The 20,232-nt window shown below is 40.1% G+C and carries 13 protein-coding genes; 7 read left to right on the top strand and 6 right to left on the bottom strand.

Features of this window, described 5'->3' with window-relative positions:
• Positions 1-163 precede the first annotated feature (163 nt).
• From H6G08_RS00685 to H6G08_RS00675, 3 genes are all read right to left on the bottom strand, one after another.
• Positions 164-511 (bottom strand): KGG domain-containing protein, encoded by a 348-nt coding sequence (locus tag H6G08_RS00685; RefSeq protein WP_190538376.1) that lies wholly within the window; start codon positions 509-511, stop codon positions 164-166.
• Between the two features lie 645 nt (positions 512-1,156).
• Complete coding sequence (locus H6G08_RS00680; RefSeq protein WP_190538375.1) at positions 1,157-1,753, bottom strand: hypothetical protein; 597 nt, start codon at positions 1,751-1,753, stop codon at positions 1,157-1,159.
• A gap of 223 nt (positions 1,754-1,976) precedes the next feature.
• Complete coding sequence (locus tag H6G08_RS00675; protein ID WP_096644182.1) at positions 1,977-3,113, bottom strand: cob(I)yrinic acid a,c-diamide adenosyltransferase; 1,137 nt, start codon at positions 3,111-3,113, stop codon at positions 1,977-1,979.
• A 283-nt stretch (positions 3,114-3,396) separates the two neighbouring features.
• Between H6G08_RS00675 and fraC the strand changes: the two genes are divergently transcribed.
• The 3 genes from fraC to H6G08_RS00660 all read left to right on the top strand — a co-directional run bounded on the left by fraC (position 3,397) and on the right by H6G08_RS00660 (position 6,202).
• On the top strand, positions 3,397-3,942 hold the full coding sequence (fraC, locus tag H6G08_RS00670; RefSeq protein WP_190538449.1) for a filament integrity protein FraC: 546 nt from the start codon (positions 3,397-3,399) through the stop codon (positions 3,940-3,942).
• Between the two features lie 70 nt (positions 3,943-4,012).
• Positions 4,013-5,056: a septal junction protein FraD gene (gene fraD, locus H6G08_RS00665; RefSeq protein ID WP_190538374.1), complete on the top strand. Its 1,044-nt coding sequence runs from the start codon at positions 4,013-4,015 to the stop codon at positions 5,054-5,056.
• A gap of 366 nt (positions 5,057-5,422) precedes the next feature.
• A complete protein-coding gene (locus H6G08_RS00660) occupies positions 5,423-6,202 on the top strand; it encodes an ABC transporter permease (RefSeq protein WP_190538448.1) in 780 nt (259 codons plus the stop codon).
• Positions 6,203-6,270: 68 nt separating this feature from the next.
• Here the strand turns inward: H6G08_RS00660 and H6G08_RS00655 are convergent, their stop codons facing one another.
• Positions 6,271-6,876, bottom strand: a complete 606-nt coding sequence (locus H6G08_RS00655; RefSeq protein ID WP_190538373.1) for a pentapeptide repeat-containing protein — start codon at positions 6,874-6,876, stop codon at positions 6,271-6,273.
• Between the two features lie 522 nt (positions 6,877-7,398).
• Between H6G08_RS00655 and rpsB the strand changes: the two genes are divergently transcribed.
• From rpsB to H6G08_RS00635, 4 genes are all read left to right on the top strand, one after another.
• Complete coding sequence (gene rpsB / locus H6G08_RS00650; RefSeq protein WP_190538372.1) at positions 7,399-8,193, top strand: 30S ribosomal protein S2; 795 nt, start codon at positions 7,399-7,401, stop codon at positions 8,191-8,193.
• A gap of 155 nt (positions 8,194-8,348) precedes the next feature.
• A complete protein-coding gene (gene tsf, locus H6G08_RS00645) occupies positions 8,349-9,293 on the top strand; it encodes a translation elongation factor Ts (protein WP_190538371.1) in 945 nt (314 codons plus the stop codon).
• A gap of 371 nt (positions 9,294-9,664) precedes the next feature.
• Complete coding sequence (locus H6G08_RS00640; RefSeq protein WP_190538370.1) at positions 9,665-12,661, top strand: two-partner secretion domain-containing protein; 2,997 nt, start codon at positions 9,665-9,667, stop codon at positions 12,659-12,661.
• Entirely contained in the window at positions 12,658-15,279 is a 2,622-nt protein-coding gene (locus H6G08_RS00635) for a CHAT domain-containing protein (protein WP_190538369.1), read from the top strand. Before H6G08_RS00640 ends, H6G08_RS00635 begins: the two co-directional genes overlap by 4 nt.
• A 183-nt stretch (positions 15,280-15,462) precedes the next feature.
• Here the strand turns inward: H6G08_RS00635 and H6G08_RS00630 are convergent, their stop codons facing one another.
• Both H6G08_RS00630 and H6G08_RS00625 read right to left on the bottom strand, forming a co-directional pair.
• Complete coding sequence (locus H6G08_RS00630) at positions 15,463-18,210, bottom strand: CHAT domain-containing protein (RefSeq protein ID WP_190538368.1); 2,748 nt, start codon at positions 18,208-18,210, stop codon at positions 15,463-15,465.
• 139 nt (positions 18,211-18,349) lie between these two features.
• The gene (locus H6G08_RS00625) at positions 18,350-20,119 is read right to left on the bottom strand and encodes a ShlB/FhaC/HecB family hemolysin secretion/activation protein (RefSeq protein WP_190538367.1); all 1,770 of its coding nucleotides are present in this window, start codon (positions 20,117-20,119) and stop codon (positions 18,350-18,352) included.
• Positions 20,120-20,232 lie beyond the last annotated feature (113 nt).

The following is a 20,232-nucleotide window of genomic DNA, read 5'->3' as shown; positions in this document are numbered from 1 at the left end:
CACGCTTTACTTTGGGTAAAACCTGGAATGAATCAAAGAATAAGTTCAGAAAACTTATTTATTGGCGATGATGTACCCTGCTGAAGTTATTAAGCTATTTTGCCTAAAATTAACTCAAATTTTGAGTTAGAGGTAGCTTATTAACAGAAATTAAGCAATCAGCTTATTTATTCTTGTGGCTTTGTTTACCTGCTTTAGAATGTTGCTCTGATGTACCACCACGAGTGCTGGTTTCTTCACTATCATCATTCTCTTCATCATCGCTCTCATTATTTTGCTTGCTCTTGCTGCCTTTATGAGAACTCTTACCACCTTTGCTACCAATTTCAGCCATGTGTTCTCTATCTTGGCTTACAGCTTCTCCGCCTTTGCGGCCAGCTTCGCGAGCCTCTTCAGATGTAAACTCGTGAGCAGTACCTTTTTCATGAGCCGCATGTCCGCCTTTACTGGCGATTTCACGCTGCTTATCTTCGTCCATAGAAGCAAAGCCACGCTTACTTGTGTCTGCCATTTTAGAACTCCTTGTAGCTAACTAAAGCTGTAAAAATTTTTAACAAGTTGAAACCTAATTGGTTTCTTGTGTCAAATAATCTTGTTTTAAGTTAGCTACTTAACTCAGTTAGATTCATGTCTCCTTGGGGTGAATAATTGAAGACTGAACATAACTACAGATATATGCTCATAAGTAGAAGCACTGAGATGATATTTTGTCTAGGTCTTGTGGCGATTGAAAATTAAAATTTATAGATGCTTATTTAGTTATTTTATGTTAGTAAGCAAGGAGAATTTTGCAGAGCTTGCTTACTCTTGCTTACTAATATTTGGACGAAAAATTTTGATAATTGGATTTGCCAGCGAGAGAAGATAGATTGCACAGTGCGATCGCTCTACTAACACAGCGAAAATTGACTTAACAGTGCAGCTGCGCAATCTCAGGCTCTTCAGCGCTTATTGGGAAAAAAACCCAGCTACTAGCAACGGTAAAAGTATCAGAACAGAGACAATGAGAACTAGCGTACCTGGATCGATGTTTAAAATGTTCTTATCGGGTTCTGGCATATCGCACCTTTGTACAAATTAGGTGAATACACTCAGCCTAAACTATTTTTACCCCTCGATTCCAGCAATATTTAAATCTACTTAACTGTACTTAACTCTACTTAACCAAGGAGAATACAGAATTTGGTCTTTTAACTTTGGCTATATTGCGCCGAATTGCTGGCTGATTCGCCATTGAATAACCCATAAAGAGAATATTTTGTCGTTCTTTAGCAGGAAACGAAACAGTATGAATTATGCCATCTTGCTTCCACATCAAGGAAGAAAAAGGTAGCTTGGGATTTTGCTCATTTCCATCTAAAAAGTAGCCTTGAATATTCTTAGCTAGTGAAATTTCATCACCTTTAGCTTTATGTTTAGCAAACTCGTACAGCGCACTCACAGAATTAGGATTATCCGTGCTAAACGTTCCGACTAAACAAGGTGTAGTCGCAGCTTCACAATTAAACAAACCGACAATTAAACCGCGAGGACTAGGAAAAACGCGCACAGTTAGTTTACTCAGCAAATCGCGCTCGCTTCCATCACCTAAGCGGATGTGTTCTGGTAAGCGCATTCCATAGCCAGCAGGAATATTTTCCTGAATTTCTGGTAATTGAGCCGTAAAAACTTCCGAGGGGAGAGCAGTAGCGGGAAATGTACTGCCCAAAACAGCTAGAACAACTGGTAAAGTAACAAAATTACGACGCAGCATGTTTTAACCATTTTTCTAAGTGGATAATTCAACATAAATGAAAAAATGGTTAAAAGGCTTTAGAAAAATTACCGATTAATTTCTATCAAAACAACACAATCAATATTTACCCATAGACTAGTTGAAAATAAGGAGATTGTTGACTGTTGACTGTTGACTGTGCTTACTTAGTTACATCCTGAACAACTGACAACTGACAACTGACAACTGACAACTGACAAATTTAAAAATCTACCCCTCGCTTGAGTTCTACACCATGATTTGCATAGTGTTTATGACAATAAACTTCGGAGTGAATGCTAGCTAAATCAAAGTATGAAGGCTGATTTTGACAGCGACCGGTGATAATGACTTCTGTATCGCGGGGTTTACGGAGTAAGGCTTGAACGATAGGTTCTACGGGAAGCAATTCTAAGTCAACTGTCGGATTGAGTTCATCTAAAATGATAGTTTTATACAATCCAGAAGCGATCGCAGTTTTGGCAATTTCCCAACCTCTCTCGGCTTCTACATAATCTAATTCTTGCCGAGAATTACGCCAAACGATCGCATCTCGCCCACAACGTTGATGATCGACTACTTCAGGGTATGATTGCTGCAAGGCCGCGATCGCTGCATCTTCTGTGTAACCGCTACCGCCTTTGAGCCATTGCATAATCATCACTCTAGTAGAACCAGGATGATTTATACCTCTACCAATTGCTTGTAAAGCTTTACCTAATGCACTTGTAGATTTCCCCTTACCCGCTCCAGTGTAAATTTCAATACCATCAATCAACAGTGCTTTTGCTGTTGGGTGATCTTGCGGCTTCATTTCTGAGTGTAAATCAGCAATATCTAGTAGCTTTTGCGGAGCAGCTCTTCCAGTGGCGATAATTTCTAAATCTTGGGGTTTAGATTTAAGTGTTGCTACCACATCATCCACTGGGAGCAAACCTAAATCTAGAACTGGGTTAATTTCGTCTAAAACCACTACTGAATACAACCCAGAGGCGATCGCACCTTTGGCTACATCCCACCCTCTAGCAGCTTCCACACAGTCAAAGGCGGTGATTTCATCCGGGCCAAAAAATTCCGCTCTCCCAGTGCGAACTTGGTCGATTAAATGGGGAAAACCTCGCTGTAAAGCTGCAATTGCGCCATCTTCATCGTAATCACGCTCAGGCCCTTTCAAAAATCTTAATAATAAGACACGGTTTGCATGACTAGGTGTATTAATTCCTAAACCAATCGAGCGCAAAACCACACCTAAAGCTGCTTGGGATTTTCCTTTACCAGCACCATCATAAACGTGAATTTGACCAGTAAGCCGTTCAGGACGCACTTGCGCCGTGCGAATACCGATACCGTTCCTTGTCATCTCTCAAAAAGCTGTATTGTAACAGTTTTTAATCTTAACGAAAGTCTTGTACTCTCAGGTAGAGCAGCTATCATAGCACTTTACATAAGTAGAGCAGTGGAATTATTAGTCATTGGTATGGGTTTCAAGCTATTTACGTTTCGTAACATAGTTTGGTGCAATTACCGACTTACGTACATGATTCTGGAACATGTATGAGATAATTTCCCCCATCACTGTGGTTGTGCCAGTTATACTCTCTAAAGTTAACCGTTACAGTTAAACCTTTATGTTTGATTTGAATTTGTTTGAAAATTGGGACTTTCCTCGAGTTTTGCCAGTAGGCGCGATTTTATTTGATTTATTATTTATCCTGATGGCTATCTCGATTGAGGCTTATTGTTTCAATAGTAGATTAAATTTTGACAAGAAAACTAGTATTTTTTACGCTATTTCTATCAATCTTTTTTCTAGCGTTGTTGGTTGGGTAGTATTTTTCAGTCTTCAGCCGATATTGCCATTGCAAATCAAATCAGAATTAATTAACTTTGTATTTTTCAATAGCCTGAAGTCTAGCAATACCCAATCATTAGTAATTTTGACTGCGTTTATTATTTTCTTCGGTACATTTATAGTTAAATTATTTCTCTTAAGAGGATTTACATTAATCCTCAGTGAAGACTTGGGTAAGAAGAAATCACCAGAAATCACGCCAAACCAAGAGCGGCAAAGATGGCGTCATCTCAATAGAAATAAATTCATTAGTAATCGCTTAGTTTCTACTATGTTAATTGCTAATTCTTTAAGCTATAGTGCGATAACTCTGGTTTTATTGTTCCGGATGAAATAGTAAGAATTTTAGGGAATTGGTATAGATAAAGAAATAGCGATCGCTTAACAATTTAGAGGTGCTGTAAACTATGAACACATTATTTAAAGACTTATTGGGTTTAACCAATTTTATTTCTGATGTTTATGCAGGAATTAAAAAATTCTTTATTCCTGAAAGAGCTTATTCTTGGCAAACATTACTCTATCTAAGTATCTTCTCTTGGGCAATATCATACTTTGCCACTGGCGCTATCCGAGATACTATTGCATTTTTTGGTTGGTTATTTCTCATCGCAGGTACAGCTTGGTATACTACCGATGATCCAGCCAGAATCCCTGGGACTTATATGCCTGTAGGTGCAGTCATCACAGGATTTTTAGTCAGTGTTTTTGCCTTTGGTCACAGCGATAGGAATGTACTCACAACGAATACAATTGTTTATTGGCCGACAATCTCCGCATTAATTACTGCTATACCAGAGTTTTTTGAAGGTAGCGGTACTGATGCCAAAACTCAACTTCCTAAACCAGAAGATAGACAAAAAATTGTGGTTTTAGTTGCTAGCTCAATGTTGCTCAGTTGCTGGATTCAATTTTATTTTGTTGTGAATAACTGGGTAGCAGAATATCCTAGTTTATTATCAGATAATTTTCAACGCAGTACCTTTGTAATTAGAACTGAGCCACCACTAAAGATTTCTCCCAATGGTGCAGCAATTTTGAAAGAAATGCAACCCAGAATTGAAAGATCCATAGAGAAACAATCTTGGTCACAAGTAGAAAGATGGCTGCAAAATGCTAACGCGAATATCGCCAACCTGGGACAGAAAGTTCTGGACAATAAGCGCCTAAAAGATAAAGAAGAGAAGAATTTATGGCGGATTGAACCTAGAATTACAAATCCCAATCCGCGTAAAAAAGACGAATATAATCTAGATATACTCAGCATTTGGACTGGGCCTAGTTCCGACCCACGAGGCTATTATTTAAGACAGTCCTGTCAAATTCGCCCAATTGCAGAATCTAAGAATAGATCAACTACTCAAAAGTCAGAGCAAACTTCCCTAATTGCGGAAATTGAGTGCGGCCCTATTAGTAAACCAATTATTGGGTTACCTCCTGCTCAACGCTAAACTATAGTTTGTCAACAGTTAACAGTCAATAGTCAATAGTCAACAGTCAACAGTCAACAGTCAACAGTCAACAGTCTGATATTCTCGATTGTTTCTTTATCGGGAAGAGTACGTTTATTTCTAATTTGCTGTAATAGTCTGCTGATTGTCTCTAACCGAGAATTCCGGTAGAGACAATTTTTCATTCTTTATTTAAAATTTTGGCGTAGATGTGTTTTGGGTACCAATGGTCATTAGTCAGAGACGCGATTCATCGCGTCTGTACAATTATCCTCCTTGTCCTCCTTGTCCTCCTTGTCCCCCTTTTCCCCCTTTTCCCCCTAGACCCTAACCCCTAGCCTCTAGCCTCTAGCCCCTAATAATATGATGAATTTCAGCAGAATCTTTGTAATGGCGAGTAATGTATTCCAGGAAGTGATACGCGATCGCATTTTATATATTATCGGTTTTTATACGCTCATTCTCGCCGCCGCAATGCGCATACTTCCAGAAATTGCAGCTAGTACTGAAGGCAAAATCTTCTTAGATTTTGGCATAGCTTTAATGGGCGTTATCGGTTTAATCGTTTCTGTGTTTGTCGGTACAGGACTCATCAACAAAGAAATCGAGAAACGCACCGTTTTAGTATTGATTGCTAAACCCATCAGTCGCAGTGAGTTTATTACTGGTAAATATTTCGGTTTATCGGCTGTGCTAGCTGTACTCGTCACGACTATGACGGTGATTTACTTAGGATTTCTCCAAATAGCACATATTCCCTATGGGATAGCTAGTATTTTAATTGCTGTACTGTTTTTATTTCTGCAAATATCTTTAATTAATGCTGTCGCTATCAGCTTCGGTTCATTTACCAGTTCTTTGTTAGCGGTAATTTTAACCTTTGCTGTTTATTTAATGGGGAATATCTCCCAAGATTTATTAAAATTTGGTCGTCTCAGCCAGAATCCTGGTATTGAAAATTTAACTCAAGCTTTGTATTTAATCTTGCCCGATTTATCGAGATTAGATTTAAAAAATCAAGCAGTTTACGGTTTGCAAGCATTACCTAGCGCACCTACATTAATTGCTAATGCTGGTTATGGTTTACTTTACAGTTCCATGCTGTTAGCGATCGCTATTTTGATATTCTCACGCCGTGAGTTTTAATTATAGGCTAAGTAGCCAGGACTTTAGTCTTGGCTACAAACTGATGCACCCATAATTTAGATAATTCCTTAAATAAACGCTATTTGCGGTTCCTGAATTGTACCGTCAGGCATAATTGCGTCCCGCAGTTTGGTATAAATTATTTTTGTTCCCCAAAGCCTAGCTTCAGTTAAATTAGCCGATGTTAAATTAGCCCATGTCAGGTCTGCACCAATTAAATTAGCATCAGTTAAATCTGCTTCTAATAAAATTGCACCACATAGCTTTGCGCCTGCTAAATTAGCGCGGATTAATTTGGCTTCAATTAAAGATGCTTCAATTAAACAGGCTTCACTGAGGTCAGCTTCGCTTAAATCAACGGCACACAAGGAAGCTCTAGAAAAATTAGTACCACAAAATTGCGATCGCCATAAAACTGCTCCACATAAATTCGCTTGGGTTAAATCGGCATCAATTAAATTCGCTTCTGATACCACAGCTTGCATTAAATTAGCCTCGCGCAGGTTAGCACCAGTGAGCATAGAACCAGACAGATTAGCACCACGCAAATCTGCTCCTAAAAAGTTAACACCACTTAAATCCACTGCTCTCAGGTCAATTCCGCTTAAGTCGCATCCGCTAAAATCCCTACTTTGACTAAATATTAAGTCCTGTTTGTCAGCATAATTTCTCATGGTATTACCTCAAGGTGTAAATTATGGCAACAGTCTATTGTGTAAGTTACTGTATATCGAGATTACACCCGAAAACCAGATATTTAGCAGATTAAATCGATAATAATTTCTGCAAAGATTCACCAAAAGCCCAAAAACAGGTTTTCAAGCCGTTTTTTAAACAAAAATTGCTGACATAAGTCAGGGAAATTTAATATATAAAAAATTGTTATTTAAGTTACAAGGTATTGGGCATGGGGCATGGGGCATTGGGCATTGAAACAATTTTGGATTTTGGATTTTAGATTTTAGATTGAAATCCAAAATCGCAAATCTAAAATCTAAAATTTCTTGTCCTCCTTGTCCCCCTTATCCCCCTCACCACTCCCAGTCTTACTCCCTAAATTCTCCACGAGCGTCCACAACAACCCAAATGTGTTACCCTAGTATGGCTCATTAATCTCGCACATCCAGGAGTTCGGGTGTTTCCCAATTGAGAAATACGCCTGGGTGGAGGTTTAACCCGAATCGGAGTAAGAATATATGCCAGTCGTTTCATTGGCTCAGATGATGGAGTCAGGGGTTCACTTTGGGCATCAGACCCGCCGTTGGAACCCAAAAATGTCTCCGTACATTTATACTTCCCGCAATGGTGTACATATTATCGACTTGGTGCAAACTGCCCAGTTGATGGAAGATGCATATGCTTATATGCGTACACAGGCGGAACAAGGTAAGAAATTCCTCTTTGTCGGTACCAAGCGACAAGCAGCAGGAATCATTGCCCAAGAAGCTAGTCGTTGTGGTTCCCACTACATCAACCAACGTTGGTTGGGTGGAATGCTCACCAACTGGGCAACTATTAAAACCCGTGTAGACCGTCTCAAAGATTTGGAACGCCGCGAAGAAAGCGGAGCATTGGACTTGTTGCCGAAAAAAGAAGCTTCAATGTTACGCCGGGAAATGGCGAAGCTACAAAAATATTTGGGCGGGATTAAAACCATGCGGAAAGTTCCCGATGTGGTGGTAATTGTAGACCAACGCCGGGAGTATAACGCAGTTCAAGAATGTCAAAAATTGGGAATTCCCATTGTATCGATGTTAGATACAAACTGTGACCCCGATGTCGTAGATATTCCCATCCCAGCAAATGACGACGCTATCAGATCTATTAAGCTGATCGTCGGTAAATTAGCGGATGCGATTTATGAAGGTCGTCATGGTCAGTTGGATGCTGAAGAGGATTATGACGATTACGAAGGCGCTGAAGAAGACTATGACTATGACGACACTGAGTTGTCTGGTACATACGCAAGCGATGACGAAGACGAAGAATAATTAGTTAAAGAATGAAGTATGAAAGGTTAAAAATAAAATTTCATACTTCATTACTTGACAATTGATCGTTTTTTGATCCCCAGCCCTGAGTAAGATAGAAATACTCAACACCCGTGAGCGATTACAACTCGAGGTCAACTAGGAATTGAGGCAACATGGCGGCAATATCTGCAAAACTAGTCCAAGAGCTACGCCAAAAAACCAATGCTGGCATGATGGACTGCAAAAAAGCACTAACAGAAACTGATGGCGATATCGAAAAAGCCATAGATTGGTTGCGGCAAAAGGGCATCGCTAAAGGTGGTACAAAAGGCGATCGCGTTGCAGCTGAAGGTCTAGTAGACACTTACATAGAATCAAGTTCTCAAGTAGGTGTACTGATAGAAGTCAACTGCCAAACCGATTTTGTTGCCCGTAACGATGCTTTTAAGGCTTTAGTGAAAAATCTGGCAAAACAAGCGATCGCAGCTGATAGCGTTGAAGCTTTATTACCTCAACCCTACATTGAAGATGCAAGTGTAACTGTCGATGAATTCATTAAGCAAACTATTACCCAGCTTGGTGAAAATATCCAAGTACGCCGTTTTGTCAATTTTTCCATCGCCGAAGGCAAATCCGGTATAGTAGACAGCTATATTCACACTGGTGGTCGAGTTGGTGTATTAGTTGAAGTAGAATCTGAAACTAATGCAGTAGTTGGCAATGAAGAGTTCCAAACTTTAGCGCGGAACACTGCCATGCAAATAGCTGCTTGCCCCAACGTGGAATTTGTCAGTGTCAGCGAAATCCCGGCTGAAGTTGCTGAAAAAGAAAAAGAAGTAGAATTGGGGCGGGACGATTTAGCTAACAAGCCACAGAACGTCAAAGAAAAGATTGTTCAAGGACGGATTGAAAAACGTCTTAAAGAATTGGCTTTGCTAGATCAGCCTTTCATTCGCGATCAAAGCATTTCTGTGGAAGACTTGGTGAAGCAAGTTAAGTCTAAACTGGGTCAAGACATCACAATTAAACGCTTTGTGCGCTATGTACTAGGTGAAGGCATTGAAAAGAAAGAAAGCAACTTTGCTGACGAAGTCGCTGCTCAAATAGGTGCTAAATAATTTAGTCATTCTTACAAAGTTGAGGCAGTCCGTTGGCGGGGTTCCCCCGCTTAAAGGAACTGCCGTCTGAGCGCCGGAAGTCGGCGCTCAGACTTTGCGCTTTGTCATTAGTCATTTGTCATTTGTTATTAGTATTAACAACAAATGACTAAAGATAAATAGCTTGTTAAAATACAGGTCAAGCAGACTCTGCTGACCTGTATTTTTTTTTGAGAATTTTTATTTTGATAAATTCCGAGTTAATACTTTAGTCCTAAACAATTTAGGGCTACAGTTTCGACTGCAATTAACAATTCAAAATTCAAAAATAACAAATGACTAATGACCAATGACAATTGTACAGACGCGATTCATCGCGTCTCTCATGACCAATGATAAACCACTCCTCATATCTACTGATGGGATTTTTGGCGATCGCCTTCTTCAACTATCCCGCAGTAGCCCAAATTACTCAAGATAATACTCTAGGAACAGAAAGTTCAGTAATTACACCCAACGTCATTATCAAAGGAGCGGCTGCTGACCGCATAGATGGTGGCGCAATCCGCGACACCAATTTATTTCACAGTTTTCAAGAATTTAATATTGAAGAGGGCAAAACAGTTTATTTTGCCAATCCTACGGGAATTACTCAGATTTTTAGCCGGATAACGGGCAGTAATTCCTCAAATATTCTCGGCACTTTAGGCATAGATGGCAATGCAAATTTATTCTTAATCAATCCCAATGGTATAGTTTTTGGGCGCAATGCCAAATTAGATATTAACGGCTCATTTATAGCAAGTACAGCTACTAGCGTCAAATTTGCTGATGGTTATCAATTCAATACTGCTGTATCTTCCACAAAACCACTGTTAACTGTCAGCACTCCCATTGGTTTACAATTTGGGGCGAATCCTGGAAGTATCGTTAATCGTGCAGTTAATGGTTTGGAAGTTCAGCCAGAAAAAACTTTAGCTTTGGTGGGTGGTGATGTGATTCTCGAAGCGGGAATTGTCCGCGCAATTGATGGACGAATTGAGTTAGGAAGTGTTGCGGGTAATAGTTTAGTAAATCTCACACCAATAGTAACTGGCTATAGTCTTGGTTATCAAGGCGTGCAAGAATTCCAAAATATTTCTCTGTCACAACAAGCTAACGTTGTCACCAGTGGTAACACTGGCGGTTACATTCAAGTACAAAGCCGTCGTTTGCAGATGAGCGATGGTTCTAAAATTCAAATCAATACCTTAGGAACAGGAACAGATAGCAGTTTGACTGTGAATGCTACCGATTCTATAGAAGTAATAGGATCTGCAATTAATGGTCAAAATCTTAGCAGTATAGGCACTACGACTAATAGCACTGGGGATGGAGCTTCTTTAATTATTAATACTCCTGTGTTAAAAATTCGCGATGGGGCACAGGTTTATACTTTCACCAATAGGCCAGGAAAAGGCGGAAATTTGACCGTTAATGCGCCTAATTCTGTAGAATTAAGCGGCATAGGTCTGTATCCTAGCGTTTTGATAGCTGTGACTCAAGGGCCGGGAAATGCCGGGACATTGACGATTAATACTCCTGTGTTGTTGATTCGTGATGGTGCAGAAGCTTCATCTAGCACCATATCAGATGGTCGCGGAGGAAATGTCATTGTCAATGCTTCGGAATTAATTCAAGTAATTGGTGTTTCCGCCAATAATAAGCCTAGTGCATTAATCGCTGTGACTCAAGGTCAAGGCGATGCAGGTTCCTTAACCATTAATACTCCGGTGTTACAAGTCTTGGATGGCGCGCAGGTTTCATCTTCAACTCGTTACTTCGGTAAAGGGGGAAATTTAACTGTAAATGCGACAAAATTAGTCCAAGCCAGGGGAACAGCAGCTAATGGTCAATCTGCTGTCTTAGTTTCGCAAACTGAAGGTAAAGGTGATGCAGGTTCTTTAACAATTAATACGCCTGTCTTTCAAATTTTAGATGGGGCGCAGGTGGGATCTGGTACTTTTGGGGCGGGTAAGGGCGGAAGTTCGACTATCAATGCTACTGAATTAGTCCAAATTCGTGGGACTACACCTAACAATCAGCGTTCCAGTGGCTTATTCGCTTCCACCAGACAAACAGGTGATGCGGGTTCTTTAACAATTAACACTCCTGTATTGCAAATTTTAGATGGGGCGCTAATTTCTGCTAGCACTTTCGGTTCTGGGAGGGGAGGAACTGTAGCAGTTAATGCTTATAAATCTGTAGAAGTAATTGGTACTTCCGCTAATGGTTTAAATCCTAGCAAAATAGACGTACAAGCTAACCGTAGAGCTACGGGAGACGCTGGCGCTTTAACTATCACCGCCCCTGTGTTACTGGTTCGGGATGGCGGACAAATTTCCACTAACACCTTTGGTTTGGGAAAAGCGGGAACTTTAACGATTAATGCTTCCCAATTAGTGCAACTTACAGGAACCTCAGCCAATCAACAAATTTCTAGCGGTTTGTTTGCACAAACTGAAAATCAAGGCGATGGGGGTTCTTTGACGATTCAAACTCCTGAGTTACTAATATCACAGGGAGCGCAGGCTACAGTTGGTAGTAAAGGCGAAGGAATTGCAGGTAATTTGAGCATTACCGCCGATAAAATCAGGCTGGATAATAGCAAGATTACAGCCCAAACTCGCTCGACAAATGGCGGTAATATCACTTTAGATATCAAAGAATTTCTATTACTGCGCCACAATAGCCAAATCTCGACAACTGCGGGAACTGCAAATGCTGGCGGCGATGGTGGAAACATTACGATTCAGGCTCCGTTTATTGTCAGCGTTGCGCAAGAAAATAGCGATATCACCGCCGATGCTTTTCAAGGTCGAGGGGGAAAGATTAATATTTCTACCCAAGGCGTTTTTGGGTTGCAGTTTCGCGAACGACAAACTGATTTAAGTGATATCACTGCTAGTTCACAATTTGGGGTTGCGGGTGTTGTCGAAATCAGCAATGCGGATGTAGATCCTTCTCAAGGCTTGACAGAATTACCCAAAGATGTTGTGAATGTGGCGGGCTTAATTAATCAAAATCTTTGTGTAGCTGCGAGTCAGGGTAGCGAATTTATTGTTACAGGTCGTGGTGGTTTACCTGCTTCACCCCGCGAAGTCTTAAACCCAGACGCAGCTTGGGAAGATTGGCGATTAGTACAACCAGAGAATTTACCAACATCAGCAGCTATTAATAGCCATCAGCAACACCATCAATTAGATAATGCAGCGAAAATTGTTGAGGCTCAAGGTTGGGTGAAAGGGGTGGATGGTGCGGTGAATTTGATTGCTGAACCTGTGGTAGTTACACCTAAAGGTAATTGGTTAAATGTTCCCGATTGTCAAGGGTTGAGGGAAAAAGCATGAAGTTTTGGCGGTTGATATTAATTGCTGGTTTGAGTTTGCTACTTAGCTTAGGTACCTCAACTTTATTTTCGGTGAAGGCTGAAGATTCTGCGATCGCACTTTTGCAACAGGGTAAAAAATATTATGATGCTCAACAGTTTGCCCAAGCTGCGCAAACACTACAACAGGCGTTAAAGATTTCCCAAAATACCAAAGATATCCTTCAGCAAGCCCAAGCTTTAACTTTTACATCTTTAGCCCAGCAAAAACTAGGACAATGGCAACCAGCACAAGCAGCGATTAATCAAAGTTTGTCATTATTAAAAGATTTATCACCCAGCCCCCAGGTTAATCAAGCCCGCGCCCAAGCAGAGAATGCGCAAGCACATTTACAACTAGCCACAGGTAACGGAGAAGCAGCTTTAGCAGCTTGGGAGAATGCAGAATTATTATATAGTCAAGCAAGCGATCGCACTGGCGTTATGGGTAGCCAGATGAATCAAGCTTTAGCGATGCAATCTTTAGGGCTGTATCGTCGCGCTAGCAAGATTTTAACGCAGCTAGAACAACAAATTAATCAACAACCAGATTCTGAGTTTAAGGTAACTGGCTTGCTCAATTTGGGCAATATTTACCGCCAAGTTAGGGATTTAGAACAGTCTCACAAAATTTTACAGACTAGTTTAGCGATCGCGCAACGAGTTGGTTTACCCCAAGCCGAAAGTCAAGTTTTACTCGCTTTAGGTAATACTGAGGTAGCTTTAGCTAGAAGAGCAAAAGCAGTTCAAGATACAGAAATTATTCAGCAATATATCAAACAAGCCTTAAATCGCTATCAACAAGCAGACCAAGTTACCACTTCACAATTAATCAAAGCTCAAGTCAAGCTTAATCAATTTGCTGTCTTAATTGAAAGCCAAGATTTTTCATCTATTACTCATTTAGTCCCAGAAATTACTGCTGCTCTCCAACAATTACCTCCTAGCCGCTCTGCTATTTATGCTCGTGTAAACTTTGCCCAAAACCTGATTAAATTCAATCCTGATTATTCGGAAATTCAGCGCATATTAAATACCGCAATTACCCAATCACAAAATTTAGCAGATCAACGAGCAGAATCATACGCTCTTGGTATTTTTGGCGAATTATATGAAAAAATATCTGCATGGGAAAAGGCACAAAAATTTACCCAATCTGCCTTAATAATTGCCCAAGCAAGTAATGCATCAGATATTGCTTATCAATGGCAATGGCAAATGGGCAGAATTCTCCAAAATCAGGCAGAAAAAACCAAAAATAACCGCGAAGCCAACCCCGAAGCCATTAAATATTACACCCAAGCTTTTAATACTCTCAAGGATTTACGTAGCGATTTAGTCGCTCTCAATCCAGAAATTCAATTTTCTTTTCGCGAAACTGTAGAACCTGTATACAGACAATTAGTTGATTTATTCTTGCGTTCTTCTGAACCCAGTCGAGAAGATTTGAAACAAGCGCGTAATATTATGGAAGCTCTACAATTAGCTGAATTAGATAATTTCTTTGGCGATTCTTGCGCTAAACCAGTAGCAGTAAATATTGATAATTTAGACCCTAACGCCGCAGTTGTTTATCCCATTATTTTACCAGATAGATTAGAAGTAATTATTAAATTACCTGGTGTTGATAATTTACGTCACTATGCCAATCAAAATGTTTCGCAAACTCAAGTAGATGAAACAGTTAACCAACTGCGACAATCTGCAGAAAAAATAACTAGCAGCCTTTTTCGCTTTAAAAAACAATCTCAACAATTATATAACTGGTTAATTAAACCATTTGAAACCGAATTAGAAATCACCAGCAATCGCGAACAAAGCCAAATTAAAAACTTAGTATTTATTTTAGATGGTTCGCTGCGAAACTTACCCATGTCTATGCTTTATGGTGGAAAAAAATATTTAATAGAAAGATATGCAGTCAGCGTTACTTCTGGGTTGCAATTACTAGAACCAAAACCTTTAAAAAGAGAAAATTTAAATGTTTTAATTGCTGGTGCTACTGATGCTCCTAGTTTCCAAAAAGCAGGTTTAGGAACGATAGAGAGTGTCGCCTTAGAATTAACAGGAATAAAACAAAGAGTTCCCCATAGCCAAATTCTAGAAAATAAAAAATTTATTCAAGAGAATATCCGGCAAGAAATTAATTCCCGTCCTTTTAATGTTGTTCACTTAGCAACTCACGGTAAATTTAGTTCTAATCCAGAAGAAACTTATATTTTAGATTGGCAAGCCCAAATTCGCGTTAAAGATTTAAATGAATTACTACGTTTAGATTATTCCAGAATGCACAAGCCAATTGAATTACTAATTCTCAGCGCTTGTGAAACAGCAAGAGGTGATAATCGCGCTGCTTTAGGATTAGCAGGAATAGCAATTAGCGCTGGCGCGCGCAGTACTCTGGCAGCAGTTTGGCAAGTTAACGATGCTTCCACGGCTGAATTTATGATTAGGTTTTACCAGGAACTTAATAAACCTCAAATTACTAAAGCAGAAGCATTGCGTAATGTGCAATTAGCTTTTCTCCACCAATTTCCTAATACAAATTTTCATCGTCCCTATCATTGGGCATCTTTTATTTTGGTAGGGAATTGGTTGTAATCAGTAAAAGCGATGTAAATCTAAATAGCTGATGAAGGCTGTCAATAGTCAATAGTCAATAGTCAAAGATATAGACTTAAAAAACTCAGCGTACCTTTGCGTTAACCTCAGCGTACCTTTGCGTTAAAAAAAGCATACCTTTGTACAAATGAATTTAATCACATTACTCTACCCCAAAAACAGTTATTGCCAATTGCCTACTAATACATAAGGTGCCCAATAATATGGATGGGGAGGAAGATTTTTTAACTCAGGAAAAGTTGGATTCGATTTTAAAGACTCTAAAAGCGATAATTGAGCCTTTCTTAGCGCTTCTATTTGTTTAGTTCCTGGCTGCTTTAAGTGTTGGTAAAATTCACCCATAAATACTGCTGTAGAAGTATCACCCACAGGCCAAAGACTTGCAAGAGTACTGCGAGCGCCTGAACGCACAGCCATACCAGCTAAACCTAAAACAGCGCGTTCGTCACCAGTAGCGGTTTCACATGCACTCAGCACTAATAGTTCTACTGTTGTACCTGTTTCCTTTAACAAATTACTCAATTCATCAATACTAATACTTTGACCATCGCCGGTAATAATAAAATTACGCTGGGGATTTGAACTAAATAATCCATGTGTTGCTAAGTGAACTACTGGGTAATTCTGTTGTAAATTTTTCTGAATTGTTTTAGCAGTAAACTCTTGATTGAGTAACTTCTGGGAACCAGGAAAAGTTTGTTTAATTTGCTCTAATTCCTTGGGTACGTTAACTAGTGCAGCAAAAAATTCGCCTTGAACTTTTATTTGTTCGCTGACTCCCGCCGCTAATACTTTTAATTTTTGTCTTTGCAGTTTTTGTGGTGAAATTAATTGCAAACTAGGAACCAGAGCAACGCTATATTTTTCAATGAGATATTTTTGTCCATCATACAGGGCTGCTATGGGTACTCGCTGCAATCTGCCATTTAACACGAAGACTAAATTTTGAATTTGGTTGCTGTTTAACTGATTCTCGAAAGGTTTAATTAACCAGTTATAAACTTCTGCAAAAATTGGTAACAGTGTCTCAATATTTTCTTTTAATTCTCTGGGATTCGGGTTAGATGTGGAGAAAATATTCCGGGCAGAGTTATTAATACTACTGTTATCTAAATAATCATAAAGTCGGTCTAAAGTCTCATTAACTGCTGATTCTTGAATGGGAATTTTTACTTCTTGTAAGGGTTTTCCAGCTAAAGAAAGAATGACTTCTATCCTATCTGGTAACACAATAGGATAAATAACGGCAGCAGAAGGGTCAATATTATCAATTTGTACGGCTACATTTGTAGTCTCAGAACAAGGATCTTGAAAGAAGTTATCTAATTCAGCTAATTGTAGAGATTCGATCACTCTCCGCGCTAATTCTAAACGATCTTGCGCTTTTTTCGTCTCAGCTTTTTGCCGATTAAGGTTAGGATTGGGAACAATGAGGTAGTTTAATTCCTCATTGCTCAAATTTGATTTCAAGAGCAAATCAACTAATTCTATATAGACAGGTTTAACTTCTTGGATAAAGTCAAATTGAACGTCTTGGTTGTTAGCATTTAAATCGCTACGTAGAGATTGCAGTGTATTAAATGCGGCGGTGTAAGCTGCGACCGCGCCTTTGGAATTGCCCTGTTTTCTAAGTAAACCGCCTAATTGCGATTGCCATAAATAAGTAATTTCTCTAGCGTCGCCAGTAATATTTTGCTCTTGGGATAACATCAGCGCTTGCTGCGTCAGCTGAGTTGCTTGAGTTAATTCACCTTGTTGGCGGTAAAATTTCCCTAAATAGCCAAGGGCGTAGGTTTCGGCTCGTTTATCTTGTAAAGTCCGCGCCTGTTGTAGTGCATTCTTGAGTAAAGATTCTACCTCTGATGTTTGGTTGCTGTGCAGCAAAGATTCAGCATAGTTAATCTGAGCATAAATTCCCGCACGATTGGGTGTCAAAGTCGCCAACTGAGAAGGAATTTGATTTTGCAATGTTTGCGCATCTTGGCTCAACTGCGATTGTAACTGCGAGTTAAAATCTTGAGCGCGTTGAATTAATTTCGCTTCCGAAAATCTCTTCCAAGAAGCAATACGGCGGTTAGTTTGTTCGTTCCACCATTCTTGGGTTTCTCGTAATAGCTGAAAATAATTGAGTTGGGCTTGAACTTTGGGAATGGCTGGCGCTGAAGCTATATTTACTGCTTGCTGATAGTAGTTAAACGCTTTTTGGTAAGGTGCTAGGGCATCAATAACAGATTTGCGATCAATAATTTCTGTAACTAGATCATAATCCCAGCGATCGCGGATTTGGTTACCTAATGCTCGTTCGGTATTCCCTAAACTCAATAGCACAGCGCTTTTTGCTGGCGATTCCGGAAGCGACGATAAACTTAACTGCAAAATTTCCTGGGATTTTTGCAATAAACCTTGTCTGCGCAGTACATCACCCAAACTCTGTAAACCAATAGCTTGAGTGCGAGTCAATGAATCGGGTTTTTGAGTCAGATTTTTTTGTAGTTGCTCGATTTGGCTAGCGCTACAGTTAGGATTAGGAATCGCAAAAACTTGAAGTAAAGTCTTGCAGGCTTTGGGATACAGCCCTAAATCTTGTAAAGCTTGAGATTTATTAATTAGGCTTTTCGTCATCCCTTCGCGATCGCCTATTTTCTCATAAGACTCAGCCGCTTGTTGCCATAACTGCGCTGCTGCTTCCAAATCTCCAGCATTGTAGCGCCGTTCCCCATCTCTAGCTAACTCCAAAGCGCCAGCGTCAGCATTCTGCTGCGGACAAGGAGACGCTGAAGAACAGCTTTGATTAGATAAAGCTTGTAAATTAAGAGAATGCGACCTAACGGGGATAGTAATAGTGGATAACAGTCCCAATAAGCCAGAAAAAATCAATATTAATAAACGACGGTATTTTTTATAAATCATTTTAGTTAATAGTCAGTTGTCAGTTGTCAGTTGTCATTGGTTAGAGACGCGATGAACCTTTGTCTGTACAATTGTCATTTGTCCTCCTTTTCCCTCTTATTCCCTAGCCCCTAGCTCCTAGCCCCTAACCCCTAACCCCTCAAAACGCTTTATACTCCAACTGAAAATACAAACCATTGTCTTGCCATGTCCGCTTGTCGGTATCAAGATTTATCAGTGGTATACCCCAGTCAAAGCGGGCGGTGAATTGATCGCCCATTTGCCAAAGTAGCCCTAATCCTGTACCTGCTAGGGTATTAGTGTTGGGATTGTCTCTGCCTGTATTCCAAACAGTGCCAAAGTCGATAAATGGAGCGATTTGCAAAGTTCCTTTAATTTCTGGGAAGTTGGCGATGGGTAATCGCAGTTCTGCAGAAGCAAAAAAGCCATTATCGCTGAGTAATGCATCTTGGCGATAACCTCTTACTGTTCCTTGACCGCCTAGACTAAACTGTTCGAGGGAAAGTAGAGAAGTAGTGGCTAATTGCAGGTTAGAACGCAATAACAAAGTCGGCGCGATCGCATTTTGGGTATTTGGCTGACTCAGAAGGCGCAAATAAATCATTTGTCCCCGCCAGAGAAAATAACGGCTGTCTGGTTCGCTGCTATTAACTGTGGCGTTAAAGGCTCCAATTCCTAAGTTAAATTCCGAACGGGCAGCGAAAACTTCTTGGCGACTCCGTTGTAGCCATTCCTGAGCAAAACTTAATTCTGTTAACCTAGTTTCTCCTTGGTTGTCAGCGCCAGGAAATAAGGGAAATTCTACGCCTTGAATGGAAGAATTACTTTCCCTTCTCGCGGCGGTTAAACTTAATGTGAGTTCTTGGCTAATATCTGGCGTAGCTCTTTGGATAATCGGTTGACGAAAAGATAACTCAAACTCACGGGAATCTACCTCAATATCTAAATCATTAAATGGTGGTTCAATAATCCGGTTATCGCTAATGCGATAGTTAAAACCTATACTGCCATTGCGGGCATTTATCGGTAAAGTATAACCACCTTCAAAGCTATTGCTACCATCGGTGTTTTTATAAGTAAAATTAAAGCGATCGCCTATTCCGAAAAGGCTATCTTCGGATAAAGCGATACTCCGCTCTAAACTGCCAACGCTGGGGTTACGGTTGTTATTTAAATTCAGTTGAGCGCTAAAGGTTTTCGCCGCCTTGACTGTAACTGTGAGCGAATTTACACCCGGACGAGTACCCGCAGTAAGTTCTGCATCTAAGCTTTCAATTAGGGGATTGAGTTGCAAAAGTTGCAACGCTTCCTGGAGACTGTTAATATTAAGTGGTGTATGAGTAGCGATCGCAATGCGACTGCGAACATAATCAGGGTTCAACCGTCCTTTGGTGACGTTAACCTGAATATCCGATAAACTGCCTTCTACTACCTGAACTTTAACAGTCCCACCGCGAAATTCTTGGGCGGGGATGTAAGCACCAGAGGTAATATAGCCCTTTTGCACATAGAATTCAGTGATTTGATTAGCCGCTCTCAGCAGTTGTGCAAAAGTGATTGGTTTGCCAGTAAAATTAGCGATCGCTGAATTTAACTGTTCTTGACTAAATGCTGTATTCCCCACAAATTCAAACCTCTGCACCGTAATAGTTCCGGGAATATCCAAAACTTCATCCGGGGTTGGTGGTGGCGTCGGTTGTACTTGAATTGGTGGATTTGTTGGTGGTAGGGGATTAGGCGGAATTTGTTCCGGTGGCTTAGGGGTAACCGGATTAATTGACTGGGCGGAAGCAGAGTTTATCTGATACAGCAGATGCAACAATAGCATCAAGCTCACACAAGGAGATAAATAACTTCTCTGTCGCCAAACATGAGTTCTCAAAATACTTTTTCGACTATTATCTTGCATTCTCCTCTGCAACTCTGCGAATCTGCCTGATATAAAAAATTTACTTTATTTCTGGGAAAATACACCTAAAATCCTCACATCTAAATACACAATGTCATTAATTCCTAGCGACT

The organism is Calothrix anomala FACHB-343, from assembly GCF_014696435.1.
Lineage (GTDB): Bacteria > Cyanobacteriota > Cyanobacteriia > Cyanobacteriales > Nostocaceae > Aulosira > Aulosira anomala_A.
Note: the sequence above shows the minus strand (reverse complement) of the source record. Positions and strands in the feature narration are given on the sequence as shown.